Here is a 23,374-nt window from a genome sequence, read left to right on the forward strand (position 1 = left end):
AGAGAAGCAACTAAAGCAAATGGGAAATGGAGTGGAAACAAATGAGTAATCAAAAAATCCGTTGGGGCGTGCTTGGATGCGCTTCCATCGCAAAGCGTTCAGTAGTACCAGGTATACAAGGCTCACAGCTTAATGAAGTCCGTGCAATTGCAAGTCGTTCTCTTGAAAAATCACTAGAGACAGCTAAGGAATTAAATATTCCAGTAGCTTATGGCAGCTATGAAGAGCTGATAAATGATCAGGAGCTTGACGCGATTTACATACCATTACCGAATCAGCTGCATAAGGAATGGACCATTAAAGCGATGAAAGCAGGAAAGCACGTGCTGTGCGAGAAGCCAATTGCCTTAACACACAAGGAGGCAGAGGAGATGCTGCTTGTGTCGAAGGAGATGGGGGTTATCGCCGCGGAGGCATTCATGTACCGTTATCATCCTCGCTATGAACGGATTAAGCAGCTCATCGCAGATGGAGCGATCGGAGATCTTCGTCTAATTAAAGGTTCATTTACGTTCAATAATGGTGATAGCACTGACAATGTCCGCTTTGTTAAGGAATGGGGAGGCGGCTCGTTATATGATGTTGGCTGCTATCCAATCAGCGCTGCACGATATTTCTTAGATCTTGAACCAATAGCGGCTACGATGCAGGCTATGTTCTCAGAGAAGCATGGTGGCGTCGATATGATGGCTGCAGGCCTAGTAGAGTTTCCTGGTGATGTCTCGCTATTGTTCGATTGCGGCATGTGGGCGGCCTTCCGCAACCCGATGGAAATTCTCGGCACGAAGGGAAGAATTGAGATTCCTCATGCATTTCTAGGTAAAAATGAAAATGAAGGCAATTATTATCTTCATACTGATCAAGGAGTAGAGGAAATGAAGGCTGAGAGCTTGGATACATACTCCTTGCAAGCCGATGCGTTCGCTCGTGCGATTTATGGGGAGCAGCCTTTGCCGTTCCCGCTAGAGGACGCTATTGCTAATATGAAGGTGCTTGAAGCATGTTTACAATCAGCTGAGAATGGAACTCGTGTCACACTAAACGGATAACGTGAACAAGGAGTGTGTTTTCATGCAATATATGAGCATAGCAGGTTGTTCAAAGCCAATTTCTAAAGTGATTAAAGGTACAGATTATTTACAGGTTGCTACCTATGAGCTGAACAGAGAGCAGCTGGATCAATTTGTTGAAATCGGAGGCAATACGGTTGATACCGCTCATATTTATACGGGGGGAGAAAGCGAGACAGTATTAGGCCGCTATGTGGAAGAGCGAAATTTACGACAGGAGCTCGTTATATTCACTAAGGGCGGCATCTCAAGCTTGAAGCGGGATGTATTGCATGCTGAGATACAAACTAGTCTAGAGCGCCTTAGAACAGATTACATCGACCTATATGCCCTGCATCGTGATGATGCTTCGCTGACGGTTGGTGAAATTGTTGAGATGATGAATGAATATATTGATTCAGGCACGATTCACGCGATAGGGGTATCAAATTGGACTCCTACTCGATTACTTGAAGCGAATCGCTATGCTGCTGAGCATGGACTAGTTGGATTTACGTTCAATTCTCCTAATCTCAGTCTTGCTAAGCCCAAAGAGCCGTATTGGAACGGTGTGCTATATGTCGACGAAGAAATGGCTTCTATGCATGAAAACACAATGCTTCCTTGCTTGTCCTGGTCTCCGCTAGCAAGAGGCTTATTCTCTGGACGTTTCTCTCCAGACGCTATAACAGATAAGGATATTGCTAGAGTATTTTATAGTGATGATAATTGGGCGAAGTATGATCGTGCTGAGAAGCTCGCTGCAGAGAAGGGGTTGTCTACTGCAGAAATTGCTTTAGCTTATGTTGCTAATCAGAGCTATCCAACAGCTATTATTGCGGGCGCACGGACGATGGAGGAGCTTCAATCCTGCGTTCGTGCGATGGGGCTGAAGCTATCGACTGAAGAGGTTGCTTGGCTGGAGCAGGGATCACAGAGCACGTAATGAAATCCGTCAAAGTATGACAATTAATATAATTGAAAGAAGGACCACTCGATGGAGTGGTCCTTTTTTTTGCAGCGTAGATAATAAGCTTAGAGTAGCATTGGTTAATAACTTCGTGTTCAATTCAAGCTAGAGATCTAGTTTAAGCTTACGACTTAAATAACGTCGCAATGGATCCACCCTCCGTAATGATTTGAATCGCTTTGGAGATGAGTGGGGCTACGGTTAGAACGACGAATTTATCGGAGTGATTCTCATCAAGCTGTATTGTATTCGTAATAACGATCTCATTAATGTTCGGGTGATCCAGCTTCTGTAACGCTTCGCCTGAGAATATTCCGTGGGTCGCACAAATAAACGCGTCGTTTGCACCTTTCTTCTTTAGCGCTTCGACGACATTAACGATTGTACTGCCCGTATCAATCATATCCTCGATAATAATTGGCGTCATGCCTTCAACTTCACCGATAATATGCGTAATCTCGGATTGATTGTGTGCGGGGCGATTTTTAATCATTATGGCAAAGGGACAATCAATTAAGCCAGCCAGCTTTTCTGCGACAGTAGCTCGTCCAGCATCTGGTGATACAACGACCGGATTAATTATTCTCTTCTCACATATGTAATTAATGATAATGTCCAGTGCGGTGAGATGGTCAACGGTTATGTCGAAGAAACCTTGGATAGGATCGGCATGCAGGTCGATCGTAATAATTCTTTGAGCACCCGCTGTAGTTAATACATCAGCGACCATTTTTGCCGAGATCGGTTCACGAGGTTTGCTTTTTCGTTCCTGACGTGCGTAGCCGTAATAAGGCATCACGATATTAATCGATCGTGCTGAAGCACGCTTTGCCGCATCAATCATGATGAGCAGCTCAACCAAATGCTCATTGACGGGGTGAGAGAGTGCCTGTACGAGAAAAACATCATGGTTACGCACGGTTTCTTCATAGGAGACATGGATCTCGCCACTTTGTTGACGTGATATGTTGGCTTGACCTAATGGAACATTCAATTGTTCGCATATGGATTGTGCAAGTGGGCGGTTAGAAGAACCAGAGAAAATTTTTATTTGAGCCATGTTATCCTCCAAGCTTTGTATATTCGAGCGTCATGTGACGTTGCATTTACTTCCATCTTATCAGATTAATAATAGGTTAACAAATTACGGTGCCTAAAAACAAGAAAAAGACAACAGTCATAATAGCAGGAGGCTACTATGACTGTTGTCTTTCTTTATTTTAGATTTTGAATATCGACGCTAGGGTCTACGTCGGCTTCATAGTTGACATCTTCGCGGTTAAATCCGAATAAGCCAAAGAACTCATTGCGATAGCCTTCAAGGTCAGTTAGCTCATATACGTTTTCCGTTGTGAGCTGCTCCCATGTTTTACTTACCGCTTCTTGAATTTCAGGACGCATTTCCCAATCATCAATACGAATTTGGCGTTTGTCATCTACTGGAATTTCACCTTCAATGTAGAGGCGTTCTGAGAATAGACGGTACATTTGTTCAATACAGCCTTCATGCGTTCCAGCTTCTTTCATCACCTTGTATAGAGCTGAGATATAAAGCGGTACAACTGGAATTGCTGAGCTTGATTGAGTAACAAGCGCCTTGTTCACAGAAATAAATGCTCGTCCGCCGTTTTGTTTTAATTGGTCATGCAAGACGTCTGCTGTTTGCTGCAAATCTTGCTTAGCTGCACCAATCGTTCCGTCATGGTAGACGGCATGCGTAATTTCAGGTCCTATGTAAGAATAGGCTACGGTTGTCGCATCTTCAGTAATCGCATCTGCTGCTTGAAGCGCATCAATCCACATTTTCCAGTCCTCACCGCCCATAACGGCGATCGTTTGTCTTAGCTCATCTTCTGTAGCAGGCTCAATCGTCGCTTCAGTTACTTCACCAGTATGGAAGTTAACGGTTTTATTCGTATAAACTTCATGTAGCGGCTTAATAACGGAAGAGAACACTTCTCCAGTCTTTGGATGAACGCGACGTGGAGATGCGACACTGTATACGATTAAATCAACTTTGCCTAATTGTGTTTTAATCAGATCGATTGTTTTGCTTTTAATTTCGTCTGAGAAAGCATCACCGACGATACTGAAGGATTTCAAACCTTCCTTAGCGGCAGCTGCTTCAAACGCAGCAGAGTTGTACCAACCAGCCGTTGCAGTACGTACACCCTCTGCACCTTTGTCAAAGTACACGCCAACCGTATTGGCACGAGATCCAAAGGCTGCGACAATGCGAGAGGCTAAGCCGTAACCAGTTGAAGCGCCGACTACTAATACATTTTTTGGTCCATTTAATGCAGGCTGCTGCTTTACAAAGTTGATTTGTTCTTCTACCTGCTTTTCGCAGCCAACAGGATGTGCTGTCGTACAAATAAATCCTCTAGTTTTTGGTTGAATGATCATAGGTTAGATATTCCTTTCTTCCTTATATTCTCTATGAATATCCTTGTTCATTACTCTATTTTACTTATAATTGCGCAATAATGGAAGGGCAAACTAACAGGCGCCCTCGAAGATCAGGTTTTTCTTGCGAAAGCAGCCTGAAAGTTAACTGGCTTTAACTACATGCCACTGTTAAGACTTTGCTCTCTGAGTAGAGCGAGTCGTTTCGTGAGGTTGCCACCTATGGTACCAATCTCTTTAGTAGAGATATGACCATAATAACCGTCTGCTGGTAATGGAATACCTAGCTCATGAGCGATTTCGAGCTTCATTTGCTCAATTGCTAGCTCGTGTATAGAGAACTTCTGCTTTTTACTCATAATCTATCACTCCTTTTAAGCTATTATGAGTAGAAAGTGGAGCAAGTATACATTACTTGCTAGGTTTGTGGCTGCCTCCTGCGGTAGCGTATAGCGTCCACCATTCTTCACGCGTCATCTGCTCAGCCTGGTAAGCGGCATCCTGACATGCCATGACGCGCGAGGCATTTGTAGTTCCAAGCACAGGCTGTATCCCTGCGGGATGCTTCAACAGCCAGCCAAGCAATATAGCTTCCTTACTCGTTTCTTTATCAGCTGCTAGTCTTTCAATATATTGTGCAGTAAGCAGCTCAGCTTCTGTAGCATCCGAACGAATAGCTCCAGTATATCGCCCTTGCGCAAGTGGCCCCCAGGCTTGTATTTGCATTCGCTTCTGCTGCATATACGTCATTAATTGTGGATCGAAGCTGGTTGCAGCACCTTCGTCACGATTGATATTCAGCCCCTGATCGATAAAGTGCCGATGAGCTAGACTTAGATGCAGCTGATTGACGATAAGAGGCTCACGAATCGCTGATTGGAGATATTCGATATGAGCACTATGCATATTCGATACGCCAAAATGCTTAACCTTGCCATTTGCTTTCAATTGATCGATAGCTTCTGCAACTTCTTCAGGCTCCATTAAAGGGTCAGGACGATGCAAAAGTAAGATATCTATGTACTCGGTGCCTAGTCTCTTTAATATACCGTCAACCGACTGCAGTATATGCTGTTTTGAAAAATTATAACGGACGGGGAGAGTGCCATCTGCCAGTTGTATTCCACATTTTGACTGGATAATAATTTGCTCACGCAGAGCAGGTCTAGCAGCTAACAGCTCGCCAAATATTCGCTCAGCCTTACCTCTTGTATAGATATCCGCATGATCAAAGAAGTTAATTCCGATAGAAAGTGCTGCATCGACCACAGCTTCAAGCTGCTTTTTGTGTTCAGCCGTATAAGGCTCTGTTTCATCCCAGGACCCGCCAAAACCCATACACCCGATGGCGAGCCTGCTTGCTGGAATTCCGTGACCTTGAAGTGGTATGTCCTTCATTAGAAATCTCTCCCTTCTTCTTCCATTTATTTCAACTCAAAATTATTATAACAAATTGAGCACGAGGTGTTGTCAAAATAGTAAATAAACATTATGATAGCAGTAGAATTAACATTTTAATTCTCGATTTATATATGTATTAATCCAACATTTTTATGAGAAGGGTGATAACCATGGCTGCAAACAAATTAACAATTAATGCGGATCAGCAATTATCAACGATTGATCGTCAAATTTATGGTCATTTTTCAGAGCATTTGGGACGTTGTATTTATGAAGGAATCTGGGTTGGGGAGGATTCTCCAATTGAAAATACGAATGGTATTCGTAACGATGTGCTGAAAGCGCTTAAGGAAATCAAAATTCCAGGTCTGCGCTGGCCAGGCGGATGCTTTGCTGATGAATATCATTGGAAGGATGGCATCGGTCCTAGAGAAACACGCAAGCGTATGATTAATACGCACTGGGGCGGAGTTGTTGAGAATAATCATTTCGGTACACATGAATTTATGCTGCTTTGTGAGCTGCTTGAATGTGAACCAATTATTTGCGGTAACGTCGGCAGTGGTACCGTTCAAGAGATGTCAGAATGGGTAGAGTATATGACATTCGATGGCGTGTCCCCTATGGCAGAGCTTCGTGCTGAAAACGGTCGTGAAAAACCATGGAAGCTAAAATATTTCGGTGTGGGCAATGAGAACTGGGGCTGCGGAGGAAATATGCGCCCAGAATATTATGCTGATCTATATCGTCGTTACAGTACATATGTACGTAATTATGGAGAAAATAAAATTTTCAAAATTGCATGTGGACCGAACGTAGACGACTACCGTTGGACAGAGGTATTGATGCGTGAGGCAGGTCGCCACATGGATGCGCTATCGCTTCACTACTATACGGTTCCGAACACATGGGAGAACAAAGGCTCTGCAACAGGCTTCCCAGAGAATGAATGGATTGAAACGTTGATCAAGACTCAGCATATGGATGAGCTGATTACACGTCATTCTGCTATTATGGATCAATACGATCCGAGTAAGCGTGTAGCATTAGTTGTCGATGAGTGGGGCACTTGGTATAATGTTGAGCCAGGCACGAATCCAGGCTTCCTCTATCAGCAGAACAGCATTCGTGATGCACTAGTTGCTGCGCTTAACTTCAACATCTTCCATGCGCATAGTGATCGTGTTCGTATGGCGAATATTGCTCAAGTTATCAACGTATTGCAATCGGTTATTTTAACAGAGGGCGAGAAAATGATCCTGACACCTACGTATCATGTCTTTAACATGTACAAGGTGCATCAGGATGCGAAGCTGCTTCAGCTAGATCTACAATCTGAGGACTACACGAGCAATGGCAAAACAATGAAGGCAGTTAGTGCTACGGCTTCTGTAGATGCTGAAGGTGCTGTTCATATTAGCTTAGCTCATGTCGATCCTACTAAATCTGCAACTATTGAGATTGATCTTCGCGGTCTAGCAAACGAAAAATTCTCAATTGATGCAGTTGAGCTAACGGCTTCTTCGCTGGATGCTCACAATACGTTTGAAGCTCCTGACACAGTTAAGCCAAGTGCATTCTCTGCATTTGAGGTTAATGGTCATCAGCTTAAAGTAACACTGTCCCCAATGTCTGTTACAACACTAAGCATTCGCTAAGGGCTGGAGATGAGTAAAATGGAAGCAGTGGATCGCAATCGCAGCTGCCGAGGCTGTGGGCCTCAATACGAGGTGACAGAGGCGCAAATAGATCGTATTCTACAAGCGCCAATGTTCAAGGATCCTAGTGTTGTAGTTCCAGCTTCAATCTACGAGGAAAGGCTCGCTGCCTGCAGAGACTGTGAGCATTTACTTCAAGGACAAACCTGTCTGTTGTGCGGCTGCTTTGTACGGGTGTCAGCTTATTATCGCAATAAGAGCTGCCCTAATGTGAAGAGTCGGAGATGGGGACCTTATACAACGTAATTCCGCATGATTGTTTAAGTAACATCAAAAGCTTCATCGTTTGATGCCAATGAAATAAGAAGAGACAGTTGCTGCGATTAGGATATAACCATCCACGCAGCTACTGTCTCTTTATTTTTATATTTATAAGCTATGATATAGGTCTGTTATCGAGCGAAATTACTGTTGTTTATGCTTCTACAGGGCGATTGGAGCTTCGAATGACCTCCTGATTATCCCATAGCAGCTTACGCAGGTTAGATTTAGAGCCTTGAATAATATAATGAGGAATTTGATTGCTTTTTGCTATTTCTATACCTTCCCAGGTTGCTCGATGTGACGTAGAGGTCAGTATCATAAACAGTGCTTGGGAACGACTTAGCTCTGATGCGATGCGATCAGGATGCTCGCCTCCATCATGAACAAGCGCAGCACCAGTTTCTTTTACTACAGACTCAAACCACTTTCTTTGACCGCCTATAATTGTAATTGTGCAATCTTCGAGGTATGGTTCAATCTTTCTACGAGCCGTAGCTTTAGGCCTTGATTCGTTCTTTTTGCGTCCAGGATGCGTCTCTGTCATCTCACCTTGTACGCGATACAGCTTCGTTAGCCTAGCAATATGACCATCCTCAGCGACGTTAAAGGTACAAGGATCTCCATGATTCGGCTTTTGAATTTCGATATCCTTGAAATGAATAGGGAATCGGTTGCTTTCATCGTTAAGATCGACGCAATACCATTTCTGATCTTGATCGAAAATAACAAACCCATCATAGGTTTCAATCGGTGAGTAGCTGTCATCACCCTGGAATAGTAGCTCAATAGTATAATGGTTTGATCTGCCAGGATGAGCTGTTGGTGTGCATAAAACCTCTGCTTCATGCTGCAGCTCAAGCTGTTGCACGAGTGATTCTGTAATATTAAATATTTCTCCGTTTTCTAGCTCTATGTATCCGCCATGATCACGACGGTAGAAGGTACCGTAGCGCTGGTTTTGTTGCTTATTAGCAGCGGTTACATTTTTCAACTCGTCAGGTGTAAATAGCTGTTCTACATCGATCGGAGCTTCCTTGTTCGGCTGCTTATTGTCCATATTTTGCTGCTGCTGCTCATGCTGGAACTTATCAATGGATTCAACGATTTGAAGCATATTTAGCATTTGCTGACGATAGTAAAGCCTTTGCTCGTAGGTTGCATGCTCATCCTTCATTAGGTTGAGTAGGTCTCGATTATACATATCTAGCTTGCTATGCATATGCGTAGTGATCTCGCTGAGCTGCTCTTCAAGTGGTTGCTTACTGTTAGCAAGCGATTGAAGCTCCTCCTGACGCTGCTGGGCAATTTGCTGCCAATTTGCCGTTTGGCGTTTGCTATCGTCCAGCTCTTTTTGCAGCTGCTCAAGCTGTAGATTAAGCTTGCGGATATCGTCAAGATTTAATTTGTTTTGGCTTAGCAAGGATGCTCTTTCTGAAAGCCAACGGTCTTCATCTTCCTTACGGCGTAGAGTTGTCTCTTGCTGCATACGTTCAAGATTAATTACCTTCATATCATACATAGCAATCTGCTCCTTTAACAGCATAGCTTGTTGCTGAAGCTTCTCTTGTTCCTGTTGCAGCTGACGAATGGTTTTGTCCTTTTGTACACTTGCCAGCTCTATTTGCTGCCTTGTTGAAATTTCTTTACTAACCTTATCTTCTAAGACGGATATTTTCTTCTCAAGCCTGAGCTTTTCATGCTTCGTGTCCAGCTCATCTATTTCGATGAGTTCACTGCTGGCCGCGACAGCACTTTTTACTTCTGACGTTTCCTGCAGCTCTGAATTATCCTGTAGATCTTCAAGCTCCTTTAGTATAGACAGGTATAGCTCCTCTTGCTCAGCGTGCTCTTGATGAAAATAAAGCGTCCAATATACTGTCCAGTAGCCATGCTCAGCGGTAAGCTGTGGCAGTTGATACTTAATGGTACTAAGTGAGGGTGGTTCTTGTATCGTTCTATCTATTAAAAAGAGAAGCAGTTGCTTTTTTAATTTTCGATCACTTGTTATTTTTTTAAGGACGAAATTTAATTTTTTGTAGAAGAGAAGCTCGGGCCACTGCTTTAGATCTTTTCTCGTAAATGGTAATTTTAATGTTATCGCTAGCATGAGCTTATCGTAATTGGATATCGAGCGTACGTATTGCATTAAGCTGTGCTGCGGGAAAGGTCGGTTTACATGAACTTCCATATTATTTTTATACTTCGTAACAACTTCTGTACTTCTTGTGTCCTCATAGACACCACCTGCTATTGAATTTACTTTCAAGCTATCACCCCTTCAGTTATATTGCTTTATAATATTCTTCTAGAAAAATATTCGACGTAAAGGCAAATGATTCCTGTAGGTAAATAGCCTTAAAATTGCTCTAGAGCCTATGTAGTATCGTTAGTAATCGTGTCGATATTAGGCTAACAGCGTTGAATCTCAAGGAATTGAAAAAGCCAATGATTAGACGAATTTGTCCAATCATTGGCTTCTAAATTAAAAATTAAAGTTATCAGGGTCGGAGCCAAAGCGTCGGTTCTGATTCAGTGCTGAGATCTGCTGCATTTCCTCTGCACTAAGCTCAAAGTCAAAAATTTGGCTGTTTTCTACAAGGCGAGAAGAGGTTGTTGTTTTTGGAATAGTAATGACACCATTCTGAATGTCCCAACGAAGGACTACTTGAGCAGGAGACTTTCCGTGCTTAGCTGCAATTTCCTTTAAGATAGGCACATCAAGATTACCTTGCATTAATGGACTCCAAGCTGTCATACGAATGCCTTTGGACTCACAATATGCTCTAAGTGGCTCCTGTGTAAGTAGCGGGTGATATTCGACTTGATTCACTGCAGGTGTAAGGCTGCTGACAGCTGCAATATCATCAAGATGATGCTGATGGAAGTTACTTACACCGATTGCACGTGCATAGCCTTTGCTATAAATTTCCTCAAGTGCTCTCCAAGTGTCTTGGTACTTGCCTTTTACCGGCCAGTGGATAAGAACAAGGTCAACGATATCCATGTTTAGCTTGCGTCTGCTTACATCAAATGCTGCTAGTGCTTGCTCATAGCCCTGATCGCTATTCCAAATTTTCGTCGTAACGAAAATATCCTCGCGGCTTACTCCGCTTTTAGCGATCCCACGTCCTACGCCTTCTTCATTACCATATGCTGCTGCAGTATCGATGGCGCGATAGCCTTTGCCAATCGCATCCGTTACTACACGTTCCGCTTCATCGTCACTAACCTTCCATACACCGAGACCTAGCATCGGCATCGTCACACCATTGTTTAACGTTACATTTTCAATCACACAAAACCCTCCATTCAAATTTGCTTGCGTTATAGAGTATTGCTGCATCTGCCTGCAGTAATTCCTTTGTGCTAGTTTAGCTCTTAGAAGTTATAGGCAATTTTTTAGAATTGCATGCACATCGACCTTGTGGAGCTGCTTGAATGATCCGATTGGGCCATAGCGCACAGCTTCCTCAGCCATTCGCTCAAGCTGACTATCGTCGATGTTAAACTCTGCTAGCGTTGTTTCGGAGCCGATTCGCTTGAAGAAGGATTGCGTTGCGTCAATACCAGCGAGTGCTAGTTCCTCTGTTGATTTACCCTCTGCAGAAATTCCCCAAACTCTTGTTGCGTATTGAGCGAAACGCTCTGGACGCTCCTTATAAACATATTTCATCCAGTTAGGGAATACGATGGCTAAGCCAGCGCCATGTGGAATGTCATAGATTGCACTAATCTCATGCTCGATTCCGTGAGAGGCCCAGTCATTTTGCATACCAACTGAAATTTGACCACCATTAAGTGCCATCGTACTGCACCACATTAAATTAGCACGCGCTGCAGCATGCTCAGGGTTTTCAAGAGCAAGCTCTACATTCTCAATAACCGTCTGTAGGATCGACTCACAGAAGCGCTCCTGTAGCGGCGTATCTTGTGTTAGGCTGAAGTATTGCTCGAATACATGCGACATAATATCGATCGAGCCATATACCGTTTGATTTGCTGGAACGGTGTACGTAAGCGACGGATCAAGGATAGAAAAGCGTGGATATACATGTGGACTTCCAGAGCCGCGTTTTAGCTTGTTTTCCCAGTCGCTTATAACCATCGAGCCATTCATTTCTGTTCCTGTAGCAGATAATGTAAGCACTGTACCGATAGGGATGGCAGACTGAATTCTAGCTTTATTCGTAAAGAAATCCCAAACATCACCCTCGTAAGGTACGCCTGCTGCGATAGCTTTGGCTGCGTCAATTACACTGCCGCCACCGACTGCTAATATAAAATCAAGCTGATGCTCGCGTACAAGCTTAATGCCTTCATAAACACTCGTCAAACGAGGATTAGGCTCTATTCCACCAAGCTCAACGAAGTTAATGTTTTGTTGCTTTAGCTGAGAAGTGATGGAATCATATAGTCCCGTTCGCTTAATGCTGTTGCCGCCGTACACTAATAGTACGTTTTTGCTGTATGTAGCCGTTATTGCGCCTGCCTCGCTTGATTTGCCTTCACCGAAAATGATGCGAGTAGGATTATGGAATGTGAAAGGTAAAATTGTAGTTCCCTCCTTAATTAACATTAACTATAAAGTTAATGAATACGTGTTTATTGCCTATGTCTTATTGTATTTCATGGAAAATACCGGTAGCGTCAAGAATTTTGTGTAAATAAAAATAACCTTTACTTGTAGCAGTTGAATTACGTGTTGCTTTTGAACATGGCTTGTAGTTCTGCACGAGCTTGGTCAAAGCCAATATGACATCTTGTAGCAAAGCGTTGGTTATAGCCTTCGAACTGTGAAACTAAAAATTTCTCTAGTGCTTCTTCGTGAGGAAATTGTTCTTTCCGTTTCGTGTATTTCTTGATCTGCTTGTTAAAAGATTCAATAAGATTCGTAGAGTAAATGCTTCTCCAAATCGACTGTGGAAAGCTGTAAAACGTGAAGATATACGGATTCTCCACTAAAGCTTTCGTTGCTTTAGGATAAGCAGTTTTCCACTTATCACAGAAACGTTCTAGCGCTTCACGACCAGCTTGCTCATCCTTTGCGCGGTATATTGTTTTGAAATCATCACAGATCTCAGCACGATCAGACACACGCACTTTATGAGCAAGATTGCGAGCAAGATGAACACAGCAGGTTTGGTATTTGGCACTTGGAAAGACCTCGAAAATGGCATCAACCATACCTTTTAACCCATCAGAAATAAAGAGTAGCACTTCTTCTGTGCCTCTTTCTCGAAGGTCTTGCAGAAGCTCTTTCCATACGTAGGCAGACTCAGTTGGAGCGATGGCATAGCTAAGCACCTCCTTAGAACCGTCTTCACGAATGCCTACAGCTAGGTAAACGGCTTCTTTCGAAACAGTCTCACGCTTTACAGCAATGTAGGTTGCATCCAAATAGACACAGACATAGCGCTGGGCTAATGGGCGCTTTAGGAACGCATCAACATGCTCTACCATCACTTGCGTCATGTTAGATATGGTTTGTGGTGTGTAATGATGCCCATACATTTTCTCGATCAGATCAGCGATTTCAGTCATGGTTACGCCCTTTTGGAACATATGAATGACAAACGATTCTAACGTGTCGTTGGATCGCTTGTAGGGCGCTACGGTCTGCTGCTTGAACTCTCCATTACGATCACGAGGGATTTGAAGGTGCAGATCGCCGTATTCCGTATGGAGCGTACGTGTATAGCTGCCGTTACGAGAATTGCCTGTATTGAAGCCTGCACGATCATACTTTTCGTAATCTAGGAAGGCGGTTAACTCGGTTGTTAACAAGTGATTCATCGCTCTTTCGAGGTGAATACGAAAAATTTCAGTCACATCTTGTTTTGTAACTAGAGCTTGGACTAAATCTGTTGTAAAATGATTCATAGGGAAGACCTCTCTCTGTGAATTTTGTGTGGTAACTCAATTCTACAAGAAAAGGTCTTCCTTTTGCATTTATTCATTTACACATAATATTTTATACTCTCATAATGCGTTAATTGAGAAAAATGCTTTATAAAGAAGTCTGTATGTTGACTAATAAACAATAGATCCTCCTGATAAAGATTGCTTAAAACAGGCAATATATTCTCATATTTATTGTTGTCTGTAGTCAAATAATTTGTTGGCTTTAATTCGATATTATTAATGATTAATTTACTAAGTAAATCGTCAGTAGTTTTATCTAGAAATAGACGTTTGACATCATCGTTGTTGCTAACCAGTACATGAGAGAAAAAAATAGCTAGTTTTTTATTATATTCTGATTCATTTAATGATAGTAAATTAAAAATGAACGGGTGAAATACTTTAATTTGTTTCTCTTGGTTATATAAAAAATTACTTAAAAAATCCTTAAGTGCGATAGTAGTGTCTTCTTCATGATCTATTACCGATAGAAGCTTATTAAGAATGATGTCTTCTTGGAATAAATCATCATTTTTTTTCAGTTTTAGTTCACTAAAACCTGATGTATGTCTTGTGAAAGAACCGATAATTGAATTTGAGAAACTTTCTAGTTTTATATCTTTAGTACTGATAAAAGGTAGAAGTTCATTCACATGTCCCTTATCGTGGCGTTTTAATTTCCCAAGATGTTCTTTAAGAAAATCAACATGTAATTTCATTCATATTGCCCCTTTCTTCTAAAGCTATACGTTTCATCGTCTCCAAACGATTCTTTAACTAACTCATAACTTTCATTTAATTGCGTGAAATAGATAATCAGTTCACTATCTTTATGACCATTTTGAATAAGCTTATCGATAAATTCAACAAAAGAAACAAAATTTTCTTGATCAGTTGGTGTTGAAACGTAACCTGATCTAACCTTATTTAGATAGCTGAATAGATTGTAATCGCAATCTAAATGGAATAATTGATTTTTTTTATCTCTGTACACAAATTTAATCTGTGTAATAAAGCGTGTGAGCGAATCACTCGTATTTTTCTTACGATTATCAACACCAGAGGGTACTTTAGTTAATCTCAATTTTTGAGCGAGTCGAATTGGATTACGGTGTGCATCTAGATAAAAATATGGTTTCGAAGAATTCCTCCAGCTAAATATACTATCTTCGAAGTGAGAGTACATCGATTTTAAAGTCTTTTGATCATTGATGTTGTATCCATATAAGACTTTGATAAATTCATCAAATGTAGGATCCTGAAAGTTATTGAAAAAACTAGAATCTGATAAAAATAGATAACGAATAATAAAACTATATAGTTCAAGAAAATCTTCATCTTTTTCGTTAAAGTTTCTTTCGTAATGCGTAAGAATTAATTCGATCCAAGGCAAATTTAATTGCTTAATGTTAAGTTGTTCACATATTTCTCTCCATGAATTCGAGGTGTTGAATTTGACTAAATAGGAATCTATTTCAAGACTTCGATACGTTAATGGATCTTTTGAGACAAATAAGTCGAGAATATTAGATCGTTCAGATCGGTTAAATAATAAATTCGGAGTACCATGTTTTATTAATTCAGATACAGAAATATGATGATTTCTATTCTCTAGTAGATGAATTTCTTGGGGAATTACGATATCTGCTAAGAAATTCAAAAACGAACGGGCACTAAGGTTAATTTTATGTTGTAAAGTTAGTTCAATTAGCATACGTACAATGTGCTTTTGTACTATTGGATTACACATGAAGATAAAGTTCTCATGTAATAAAGAGTTTGCTAGTTGATACTTCTTGTCCTCTAGGTAAGCTTTATAAAATAAATTATCTGCTTCTATAGAGAAGACTTTTTTTAGCAGGTTACTATAAAATAATGAAGATACATGGTCTGCACTTAGTTCAAATGATTGATAGTTAGAAAAATTAATCAGTGAAACAAATTTAGTATCTACTTGTTCAATCGACTTTTCTTCAAAGATGTGATGAGCATCAAGAATATCTCTAAGTTTTGTAAAACTTAAGTCAACGAAATTTGAATAAAGAAAGTTATGTAGTACACCTAAGTTAATGGCTAAAATTAACTTTGTATTACTATTTTGGTCTATATGCTGATCTGAAAAATGTTTAAGTACAAGTTTCAATGTATCTAGTGCACTAAGAGATGGAGAAAAACTTTCAGTAGCATCGTTATGAATAGTAAAATGTTTCATAAGATCTGGTCGATTTTTCCTTAGATATGAAAGTAGATGAGATTTACCATCACCAACACTACCAGCTAGTAGTATTAAAGATGGACTATTTTCACTAGCCTTTTTGTGTAGCAAATCTTCTAAATCAGTTTGAATATGTCGCTCCACATGCAGATACTGTTTCATCTCATTGAAAAGATTGATATTTTCAATAGCTTCTTTAGAAGAGTTACTTAGCTTTCGTAAGGCATCATATAAAAAACTATATTTAGGCATATCTTGTGTTAACTTATGATGACTAGCCGAGTTATTTTCTATAAGATTAATAGTGTCTTCTGGATTTACTGAAGATTTAGTAGGGTTAGTTTTTTGAATTAGGTCAGATAAATGTGCAAGTTTTTGATCTATAATGCCAATCTTATCATCTAAGTTGTTAAGAACACGTGGTTGATTATATTCAGGTACTCTTAGTTCTGGATTATGGTAACTTTCAATGTAGTTAGTTATGGCTTGATAGCATAGCTTATGGCATCTCAAAGCTTCTGATATATCGTTAAAGTTTGGTGAGTGTGTAGCTTCATTACCAAGTTTTCTAATAGAAGTTAAGATAGAATGAATTTCTTTTGTAAAATAACCTTCTTGATTTAGGGCGTAAATTTTGTCTGATAGACTACTACGTTCAGAAATGACCAGTTCTTCTTTTTGTAAAATATCATTTATTATTACTTCTAGAAGTTTTCTCCCTTCAGTCACAGAAGCTGCGGGACTAGTAAATATCAACTGCTCCATTTGTCCTACAATTAATGCTAACTCTTTATTGATATTATTTAAAAAAATTACAAATTCTGAAGACAATCGAAATTCACTCCTTACCATTTTTACTATAATTCTACTATAATTTCGATTATACATCTAGTTTGGTAATATTATGAATGTCTTATTTAATAGGTCTATAGTAATGTTATCCTCTATTATCTAAGCAATTCAATAAAACAGGTTTATATTTGGATTTTTTGCAGTGTATTAAATAAATATAATTTTAGAACGTTCTTAGGTTCGGTTACAGCATATCTCGATGGACATAAGGAGATCAAAAAAAGGTTCCGTAATTGTATATGGACCATGCTAGTAAATAACCTAGTCATCATATTAAATGACAACTAGGTTATTCTCATTAAACGAGAGTCAATTTTCATCTCTCACTCCTCCCCCAACAACTCCCCAACCGATATCTCCAAAGCCTTAGCTATTATAACAACCTCATAATCCTGTACTAACCTATCCTGTCCCTCTAATCGTGAAAGACTTGTCGGACTAATATCTAAGCCAAGTGTCTGTAAGCGAGCTAAGAATTCCTTTTGCTTCATACCTTGGGCTTTTCGTATTGCGGTAACTTTTATACCTATAATATTCTTTGTTCCTGGCGGGTCTTTTCTATGCTTCATAACGTACACCTCTCAATTTACCCACATTGTACGAGAACATTAGGTTGTTTTAATGCGAATATCGGATTAAAATGAAATAAACCGATATTCGCATTAAAAAATGATTGGAACATCAAAAATTTGGGTATATAGAATGTACTAGTGACGGAAATGAGGGGTACAGTATGAACGATTTGCTTAGTGAACTAGAAAGAGAAAGGCGCAAGCTCAATGAGCTTGGACAAGCCTTAATAGAACAATCCATCCCACTATGTAGCAGCAAAGAGCTCCAGCTGCAAAGCAGGCGAGTAGACGAGCTACTAATAAAGCTACATCACCTCATATCTAGGGAGCATAACACATAATCTACATATTATTATTTCTTAACAACCACCATGTTAAACTCACCTCCAGCTTTCCCATCACGAATCCTTTAAACAAACAAAAACCCGACATAGCCGGGTCTAACACTCTCTTAACTCTAGAAAAAATTTACACCGCGATGATTTTACTGGAAGCTTCCTATGATATAATGACCGCAAACCATTATAGATGAGGGTGTGACTATGAAGCTGACGAAAGAAGAGAAATCCTGGATTCTATACGATTGTGGGAATTCAGCCTATTCGATGGCGGTGGCTACGGCTTTGCTGCCGATTGTGTTTGGCATGTTTGATAACGTTGGCACCAGTATGGACCTTGGTTATTTTAATTCCTTAGCAAGCATTGTGATCGCAGTATTAAGTCCGATCCTAGGGACCATCGCAGATTATAAGGACAAGAAGAAGCGCTTCTTTATGTTTTTTGCTTTTCTAGGTATTTTATCCACTCTATCACTTGCATTTATCTCACCTGATAGTGGACAGTGGCAATTATTGATTGTCTTCTATGTGCTATCGGCCATCGGGTTCTCAGGGGCTAATATCTTCTATGATTCGTTCCTAGTAGATGTTACGAAGGATGATCGCATGGATAAGGTCTCATCGCGAGGCTTTGCTTATGGCTACATATCTAGTGTAATTCCGTTCGGTATCAGTCTAGTGTTAATCTTCTTCCTAGGCATGGACAAGGCGATTGGCTACCAGCTTGGCTTCATTATTACAGCGCTATGGTGGGGCTTGCTAACGATACCAATGATTAGAGATGTACAGCAGCGCTACTATGTACAGCCTGAGCCTCGACCTATTATGAACAGCTTCAAGCGATTAGGCTCAACGATTAAGCATATTCGCAGCTATCGTACGGTCGTGATCTTCCTTATCGCTTACTTCTTATATATAGATGGAGTAGATACGATTATTAAGATGGTCGTTCCTTATGCGACCTCTGTGCTAGGGGCCGATGCGCTAGATACGTTCTCGCTGCTCGGTATTCTGCTGGTCATTCAAATCATCGCTTTTCCTTGTGCGATCCTGTATGGCAACTTAGCTAAGAAGTACTCAACTCGCGCATTAATTACTGTCGGGATCGTCACGTATATCATCTCTTGTATTGCAGCGTTTTTTATTTCCTCGGTATGGCATATCTTCATCCTTGGTGCCATGATCGGTTCGGCACAAGGTGGAATACAAGCGCTAAGCCGTTCGTATTACGCGAGAATCATTCCGAAGGAAAACTCCAATGAGTTTTTCGGATTCTACAACATATTCGGCAAATTCGCAGCGATCATTGGCCCGCTGTTAATGTCCTTAACGACAACCTTAACAGGTAACGCTAGAGTAAGTATTTTTTCGATTATTCCGTTGTTTATTGTTGGCTTACTCGTATTTCTAGCCCTACCTAAGGAAAAGAAGATTAAAACACTGAGCTAGGAAGACATCAATGAAATCTTCGAGAGATAATTTGAATTAATACTAACTAGTATAGTATTACGATATAAGCAGTTTATTAAGAATTCGGTTATTATACCGAATTTTTTTTATAATATAAAATAAATTGATAGTGACCATCGGACTATTTAATATGATTATTTATGTAAATAGTTGTGTTTCCTGATTTACAAGACTTGGATTATTAGGTACTATTGAGGAGGACTAATGTAACAAAATAGTATATTTTGAAATTATTTAGAGGAGATGAAAGAAGAGTGAGTAGTAGATTTGGTTTAAGATTAAAAAGAAACATGGCTATGTTTTTGGTATGCTTCTTGCTAGTAGGACTCGTACCAGCGCAGGTTTTTGCTAATGAAGCAACAGGATTTTCAGACATCGAAGGTCATTGGGCAGAGAAGTCTATTAATAAAGTAGTTGAAAGTGGACTGTTTAAAGGAAGTACAGAGAGTACATTCGATCCGCAAGGCACGATGACACGCGCAATGTTTGTAACTGTACTGCATAGACTAGCAGAAAAGCTAGAGACTCCAGCAGTAGAAGAACAAATACATAGCTTTTCGGACGTTCCCGAAAATGCTTGGTACGCTGAGGCGATCAACTGGGCTGTAAGCGCAGGCTTGACTGAAGGATATGGTAACGGTACATTTGGTCCTAATGATCTATTGGATCGTGAACAAATTACTGTTCTTATGATTAGATTTTTGAGTGTATACATGGAATACGATCTAAGTAGCTATGAATCTAGTTCATTGTTTGCTGATGATGCACAGATTAGTTCATGGGCGAAAGAAGCAGTCTATCAGGCTGTACAGCTTGGACTAGTAGAAGGTGAAAAAGGAAATGTCTTTAATCCAAAAGGGACAGCAAGTCGCGCAGTTGTAGCGGTAATTACTGAGCGTTTCCTTGAAAAATCAGCAGAGCTTGTAGTTGAGCAACCGAGTGAAACTCCTGAACCATCAGCAACTCCAGAACCAACAGCAACGCCTGAGCCAAGTGACAACATTGGCAATAGCGGTGGAAGTAATAGTGGTGGAAGTAATAGTGGTGGAAGCAATAGCGGTGGAGGTAATTCCACTATTCAAGTGAAGGAAGTTACGATTCTACGCGGCACTACTAACGTAGCTAACGAAGCGCTTCGTTCTGGCGATCAGCTATCAGTTGTAGTGAAACCAGCTAATGCACAAACAACGGTGAAGTGGTTTGCTAATGGTGTACTAGTCTCAGAAACTGAAACATACGAGGTTAGAGCTCTTGATGTAGGCGCAGTGATTACTGCTGAAGCAACGGGTACTGGCAAGTATTCTGGTACAGCTACAAGTGCTGCAACGGGTAAGGTTCTAGCGAAGGTAGACCTTACTAATAAAGATGCAGACAACACGCCAGTAGTTATTGCAGATGGTGTGACATTCAAGGATGAGCAAGGAAACGATGTTACACTAGCAGAAACAGATTCACTTTCTTTTTCTGTAAAAGCTTCTGAGGTAGAAATTTCAGCAGAAGAAAAAGAAAATGTAACGAAAAACCTTAAAGATCAATATCAAGGCACTGAACTCAATATTGAAGAGCTTGTTAAATATGTTGCCATCGAAGCGGCACTATTAGTAGAGTCAGAAGATGGTAACGCGTCGGTTATTCACCCAGTAGGTGAAACGACATTAACACTTTCTAAAACGAGCCTAGGATTCAGCGCAGAGGAAGATATTAGTAAGCACGTATTCCTTATTGGTCATACCAACAAGAATGGCGAGCAAGAAAGTGTACCAGGTGAAATTGTTACGATTAACGGGGAACAATTTGTTCGCGTTATACTGAATGGCTTGAGTACGATTTATATTGGAAATATCCCTCCACTTACGATTAGCTTTAACACAGACGGCGGAAGCGAAATTCCTGCTGTAAAAGTGAAGCTAGGCGAAATCACGCCAGCAGTTGAGGCTCCAACGAAAGAGGGTTACTTCTTCATCGGCTGGAATGTTGATCTGAATAATTCACCGATATATATGAATATGACGATAGATGCTCTTTGGCTTGAAGGAGCATACATTCCTAAAAATCGTATATCTATTGTAACTTGGTATGAGATGGAAGTTTTCAACTACACGGTGAATGACAAGGGTGTAGTTAAGATCACGTTTGATGAATCGAATGAAATAGAACCTAATTTTGAATATTATGTAAATATCGCAGCTCCTGAAAATGCAACGCAATATGTGCTTAGTGATTCGGCTGAAGCAGCAGCTGCTGCAAGCGCAGAACATGCTGAAGCAGTAGTAGATGGCAAGATTAAGTTACCTAATCTTCTAGTTTCCGATGAAGATGCTAAAGTGATTACTGGTAACTATTATTCTTATATTAAATGGTTTGATGATGAAGGTGCTGCTATCGTACTAGAGTCAGTAACGGTTTCGGTTGAAACGAATGAACGTTCAGCAACGAGAGAGCAAACGTTTAATGTAAATCGAGGCATTGGTAAGGTAGAGGTATTGCTAACGGCTAAAAGCGAAGAAGATGAGGATTATTACTCATACCTCAATGGCTACTTATCAGGTGATGCTATTGCTAACAACTATAGCTTGGATTTAAATGCTTCGTTTGCTGGAAGACAATACTTTATAAATGAAGATGTAATTGTTGATTTTTCAAATTTTTCCGGCTTTAAATTAATCTTTACTCCTTTCGAGGGTGAATCGTATCAAGGTACTGCAACTAAGGCTAGCGCATACTATATGGACAACAATAGAACGCGACAAGATATTAAACTAGAGACGAAGCTAAATGATGAAGGGCTTCTAGAAGTTACAACTCCATCAGTTTATAACTTCAAAGAAATAGCTGGAACTGCAAACTATCTATATTTCTACGTAACAGTTGAAGTAGGCGGCCGTTCACAACAAATCAATATTAACATGCATGATGTAACGGAGCGTACGGAAGAAGAGTATCAACATATTAATACAGACCAATGGTCAGAAGTAGTTTCTGCACTTGCAGAGCATTCCAAAGTTTATGTTCATTACTATGGAGAAGCTGTAGAGTTGAATACGTTGTTAGAGCTGAAGCAGCATCAATCGCTATCTATTAATAATTCTGACTTTACCATTGGTTCAGGCGGAGTGCTGCGTATAATTGGTGACCAATTCGGTGGAGGTCATATCCATGTAAGTGAAAATATTATTGTTTCTGATGGCGGCAAGATAACAACAAACTCACAGTCAACAACGCAAAGACTTTACCATAGTTCAGGTGTATATTCCTCTGGAAAAATAACAGTAGCTTCAGGTGGAGAGATTACTATACCACAAACTGGATTATTAAGTCTTAATGGTAATCATGGTGTAGTTATTGAACAAGATGGTGCTTTGAATGTTACAGGTATGCTGGATCAGCATAGCGATATAGAAATTCATGGTACAATGAGCATTGTTGGTTCAGATGGTAATTATACTAACGCATTTATAGGTAGAGCAACGATTTACGGTGATGTTACAATCAATGGTTTACTTGAGGTTAGCAAAAATGGTATGTTATCCGTATCCGGCATGAATACCATTAATGAAGATGGCGAGCTTCGCGTAAGTAAAGGAAGCACAAGCTTAAACGGTAAAACTTACAACTTTGGTAAGATTACCGTTACTGAAGGAATTTTAACATTATCTAATGTTGAATTTGCTGTTAATAATGATGGAGTGATTAGCATTGCTAAAAATGCAGTCGTGGAATTACCGGGCACTACATTAGTGAATAACGGAGAGATTGCAGGCACAGGATCCATTGTACTGACAGAGAGTGTAAATGCAGCAGCTAACTACGTAAATGGTATCGAGTATGTGTATGTTGAAGGTGATGAGACGATTAGTAATTATAGTCGTTACCAATTTGTAACTGATCCAGAAGAAACAGTAACTGGAATCATTTATGAAAGTAAGATTTCAGGAACAGGGAATGTTGACAGCAACATTAAGGTTAAAGAGAATAACATTCCTGATTCTGAATAATAGAATTAAACTTAAGTGAGATTGGGCGATCAAAGCTTGGAGGCAGGAGTTCTGTTGATTACAGAACCCCTGTTTTTTTTGTAAACTGATAAACTTTTTAGTGAGATCGATACTCATTCGGGCTAAGCCCAACAACCTGCTTGAACAGCTTCGAGAAGTACCTGGGTTTTAAGAAGAGAGCTTTGACAGCGACCTGATAGAGAGCTAATAGGGAAAAAGCAAT

19 protein-coding genes are annotated in these 23,374 nt (G+C 40.3%); 7 read left to right on the forward strand and 12 right to left on the reverse strand.

Annotated features, from left to right (window positions below):
- Nucleotides 1–41: 41 nt before the first annotated feature.
- Nucleotides 42–1,049, forward strand: coding sequence for a Gfo/Idh/MocA family protein (locus NSQ99_RS20785; RefSeq protein WP_340838937.1), 1,008 nt, complete (start codon nucleotides 42–44; stop codon nucleotides 1,047–1,049).
- Nucleotides 1,050–1,071: 22 nt separating this feature from the next.
- Nucleotides 1,072–1,995, forward strand: a complete 924-nt coding sequence (locus NSQ99_RS20790; RefSeq protein ID WP_340838938.1) for an aldo/keto reductase — start codon at nucleotides 1,072–1,074, stop codon at nucleotides 1,993–1,995.
- 148 nt (nucleotides 1,996–2,143) lie between these two features.
- Here NSQ99_RS20790 and NSQ99_RS20795 read toward each other — a convergent pair whose 3' ends face one another.
- The 4 genes from NSQ99_RS20795 to NSQ99_RS20810 all read right to left on the reverse strand — a co-directional run bounded on the left by NSQ99_RS20795 (nucleotide 2,144) and on the right by NSQ99_RS20810 (nucleotide 5,823).
- On the reverse strand, nucleotides 2,144–3,079 hold the full coding sequence (locus tag NSQ99_RS20795; RefSeq protein ID WP_251670328.1) for a ribose-phosphate diphosphokinase: 936 nt from the start codon (nucleotides 3,077–3,079) through the stop codon (nucleotides 2,144–2,146).
- Between the two features lie 155 nt (nucleotides 3,080–3,234).
- Entirely contained in the window at nucleotides 3,235–4,425 is a 1,191-nt protein-coding gene (gene fabV / locus NSQ99_RS20800; RefSeq protein WP_251670330.1) for an enoyl-ACP reductase FabV, read from the reverse strand.
- 158 nt (nucleotides 4,426–4,583) lie between these two features.
- Nucleotides 4,584–4,784: an alpha/beta-type small acid-soluble spore protein gene (locus NSQ99_RS20805; RefSeq protein ID WP_251670332.1), complete on the reverse strand. Its 201-nt coding sequence runs from the start codon at nucleotides 4,782–4,784 to the stop codon at nucleotides 4,584–4,586.
- Nucleotides 4,785–4,836: 52 nt separating this feature from the next.
- Nucleotides 4,837–5,823 carry an aldo/keto reductase gene (locus NSQ99_RS20810; protein WP_340838939.1) on the reverse strand — a complete coding sequence of 329 codons (987 nt, stop codon included), beginning with the start codon at nucleotides 5,821–5,823 and terminating at the stop codon, nucleotides 4,837–4,839.
- Between the two features lie 173 nt (nucleotides 5,824–5,996).
- Here NSQ99_RS20810 and NSQ99_RS20815 point away from each other — a divergent pair, with 173 nt between their 5' ends.
- The gene (locus tag NSQ99_RS20815) at nucleotides 5,997–7,484 is read left to right on the forward strand and encodes an alpha-N-arabinofuranosidase (RefSeq protein ID WP_251670335.1); all 1,488 of its coding nucleotides are present in this window, start codon (nucleotides 5,997–5,999) and stop codon (nucleotides 7,482–7,484) included.
- A gap of 18 nt (nucleotides 7,485–7,502) precedes the next feature.
- Nucleotides 7,503–7,790: a DUF6171 family protein gene (locus NSQ99_RS20820; protein WP_251670337.1), complete on the forward strand. Its 288-nt coding sequence runs from the start codon at nucleotides 7,503–7,505 to the stop codon at nucleotides 7,788–7,790.
- Nucleotides 7,791–7,959: 169 nt separating this feature from the next.
- On the opposite strand, the gene NSQ99_RS20825 is transcribed toward NSQ99_RS20820, so the two are convergent.
- From NSQ99_RS20825 to NSQ99_RS20855, 7 genes are all read right to left on the reverse strand, one after another.
- Nucleotides 7,960–10,074 carry a hypothetical protein gene (locus NSQ99_RS20825; protein WP_251670339.1) on the reverse strand — a complete coding sequence of 705 codons (2,115 nt, stop codon included), beginning with the start codon at nucleotides 10,072–10,074 and terminating at the stop codon, nucleotides 7,960–7,962.
- 216 nt (nucleotides 10,075–10,290) lie between these two features.
- Nucleotides 10,291–11,067: an aldo/keto reductase gene (locus NSQ99_RS20830; RefSeq protein WP_340839220.1), complete on the reverse strand. Its 777-nt coding sequence runs from the start codon at nucleotides 11,065–11,067 to the stop codon at nucleotides 10,291–10,293.
- 126 nt (nucleotides 11,068–11,193) lie between these two features.
- The gene (locus tag NSQ99_RS20835) at nucleotides 11,194–12,360 is read right to left on the reverse strand and encodes an iron-containing alcohol dehydrogenase (RefSeq protein WP_340839221.1); all 1,167 of its coding nucleotides are present in this window, start codon (nucleotides 12,358–12,360) and stop codon (nucleotides 11,194–11,196) included.
- A gap of 143 nt (nucleotides 12,361–12,503) precedes the next feature.
- Nucleotides 12,504–13,688: an IS256 family transposase gene (locus tag NSQ99_RS20840; protein ID WP_210178541.1), complete on the reverse strand. Its 1,185-nt coding sequence runs from the start codon at nucleotides 13,686–13,688 to the stop codon at nucleotides 12,504–12,506.
- Nucleotides 13,689–13,765: 77 nt separating this feature from the next.
- Entirely contained in the window at nucleotides 13,766–14,428 is a 663-nt protein-coding gene (gene dptG, locus NSQ99_RS20845) for a DNA phosphorothioation-dependent restriction protein DptG (RefSeq protein ID WP_340838940.1), read from the reverse strand.
- On the reverse strand, nucleotides 14,425–16,755 hold the full coding sequence (gene dptF, locus NSQ99_RS20850; protein ID WP_340838941.1) for a DNA phosphorothioation-dependent restriction protein DptF: 2,331 nt from the start codon (nucleotides 16,753–16,755) through the stop codon (nucleotides 14,425–14,427). Before dptF ends, dptG begins: the two co-directional genes overlap by 4 nt.
- 344 nt (nucleotides 16,756–17,099) lie before the next feature.
- Complete coding sequence (locus NSQ99_RS20855) at nucleotides 17,100–17,345, reverse strand: helix-turn-helix domain-containing protein (RefSeq protein WP_340838942.1); 246 nt, start codon at nucleotides 17,343–17,345, stop codon at nucleotides 17,100–17,102.
- Nucleotides 17,346–17,509: 164 nt separating this feature from the next.
- Between NSQ99_RS20855 and NSQ99_RS20860 the strand changes: the two genes are divergently transcribed.
- From NSQ99_RS20860 to NSQ99_RS20870, 3 genes are all read left to right on the forward strand, one after another.
- Nucleotides 17,510–17,689 (forward strand): aspartyl-phosphate phosphatase Spo0E family protein, encoded by a 180-nt coding sequence (locus tag NSQ99_RS20860; RefSeq protein WP_340838943.1) that lies wholly within the window; start codon nucleotides 17,510–17,512, stop codon nucleotides 17,687–17,689.
- 201 nt (nucleotides 17,690–17,890) lie between these two features.
- Nucleotides 17,891–19,135: an MFS transporter gene (locus tag NSQ99_RS20865; RefSeq protein ID WP_340838944.1), complete on the forward strand. Its 1,245-nt coding sequence runs from the start codon at nucleotides 17,891–17,893 to the stop codon at nucleotides 19,133–19,135.
- Between the two features lie 275 nt (nucleotides 19,136–19,410).
- On the forward strand, nucleotides 19,411–23,151 hold the full coding sequence (locus tag NSQ99_RS20870; protein WP_340838945.1) for an S-layer homology domain-containing protein: 3,741 nt from the start codon (nucleotides 19,411–19,413) through the stop codon (nucleotides 23,149–23,151).
- A gap of 97 nt (nucleotides 23,152–23,248) precedes the next feature.
- Here NSQ99_RS20870 and NSQ99_RS23295 read toward each other — a convergent pair whose 3' ends face one another.
- The gene (locus tag NSQ99_RS23295; protein ID WP_445670575.1) at nucleotides 23,249–23,374 is read right to left on the reverse strand and encodes a helix-turn-helix transcriptional regulator; all 126 of its coding nucleotides are present in this window, start codon (nucleotides 23,372–23,374) and stop codon (nucleotides 23,249–23,251) included.

It is taken from the genome of Paenibacillus sp. FSL W7-1287 (genome assembly GCF_038004245.1).
Lineage (GTDB): Bacteria > Bacillota > Bacilli > Paenibacillales > Paenibacillaceae > Pristimantibacillus > Pristimantibacillus camelliae.

What these genes read in the sequence shown, in the direction of transcription:
- fabV (WP_251670330.1), bottom strand. Translation starts at nt 4,425, where the DNA reads ATGATCATTCAACCAAAAACTAGAGGATTTATTTGTACGACAGCACAT.
- NSQ99_RS20820 (WP_251670337.1), top strand. Translation starts at nt 7,503, where the DNA reads ATGGAAGCAGTGGATCGCAATCGCAGCTGCCGAGGCTGTGGGCCTCAA.
- NSQ99_RS20790 (WP_340838938.1), top strand. Translation starts at nt 1,072, where the DNA reads ATGCAATATATGAGCATAGCAGGTTGTTCAAAGCCAATTTCTAAAGTG.
- NSQ99_RS20860 (WP_340838943.1), top strand. Translation starts at nt 17,510, where the DNA reads ATGAACGATTTGCTTAGTGAACTAGAAAGAGAAAGGCGCAAGCTCAAT.
- NSQ99_RS20795 (WP_251670328.1), bottom strand. Translation starts at nt 3,079, where the DNA reads ATGGCTCAAATAAAAATTTTCTCTGGTTCTTCTAACCGCCCACTTGCA.
- NSQ99_RS20865 (WP_340838944.1), top strand. Translation starts at nt 17,891, where the DNA reads ATGAAGCTGACGAAAGAAGAGAAATCCTGGATTCTATACGATTGTGGG.
- NSQ99_RS20855 (WP_340838942.1), bottom strand. Translation starts at nt 17,345, where the DNA reads ATGAAGCATAGAAAAGACCCGCCAGGAACAAAGAATATTATAGGTATA.
- NSQ99_RS20810 (WP_340838939.1), bottom strand. Translation starts at nt 5,823, where the DNA reads ATGAAGGACATACCACTTCAAGGTCACGGAATTCCAGCAAGCAGGCTC.
- NSQ99_RS20785 (WP_340838937.1), top strand. Translation starts at nt 42, where the DNA reads ATGAGTAATCAAAAAATCCGTTGGGGCGTGCTTGGATGCGCTTCCATC.
- NSQ99_RS20830 (WP_340839220.1), bottom strand. Translation starts at nt 11,067, where the DNA reads ATGCCGATGCTAGGTCTCGGTGTATGGAAGGTTAGTGACGATGAAGCG.
- dptG (WP_340838940.1), bottom strand. Translation starts at nt 14,428, where the DNA reads ATGAAATTACATGTTGATTTTCTTAAAGAACATCTTGGGAAATTAAAA.
- NSQ99_RS20815 (WP_251670335.1), top strand. Translation starts at nt 5,997, where the DNA reads ATGGCTGCAAACAAATTAACAATTAATGCGGATCAGCAATTATCAACG.
- NSQ99_RS20805 (WP_251670332.1), bottom strand. Translation starts at nt 4,784, where the DNA reads ATGAGTAAAAAGCAGAAGTTCTCTATACACGAGCTAGCAATTGAGCAA.
- NSQ99_RS20840 (WP_210178541.1), bottom strand. Translation starts at nt 13,688, where the DNA reads ATGAATCATTTTACAACAGATTTAGTCCAAGCTCTAGTTACAAAACAA.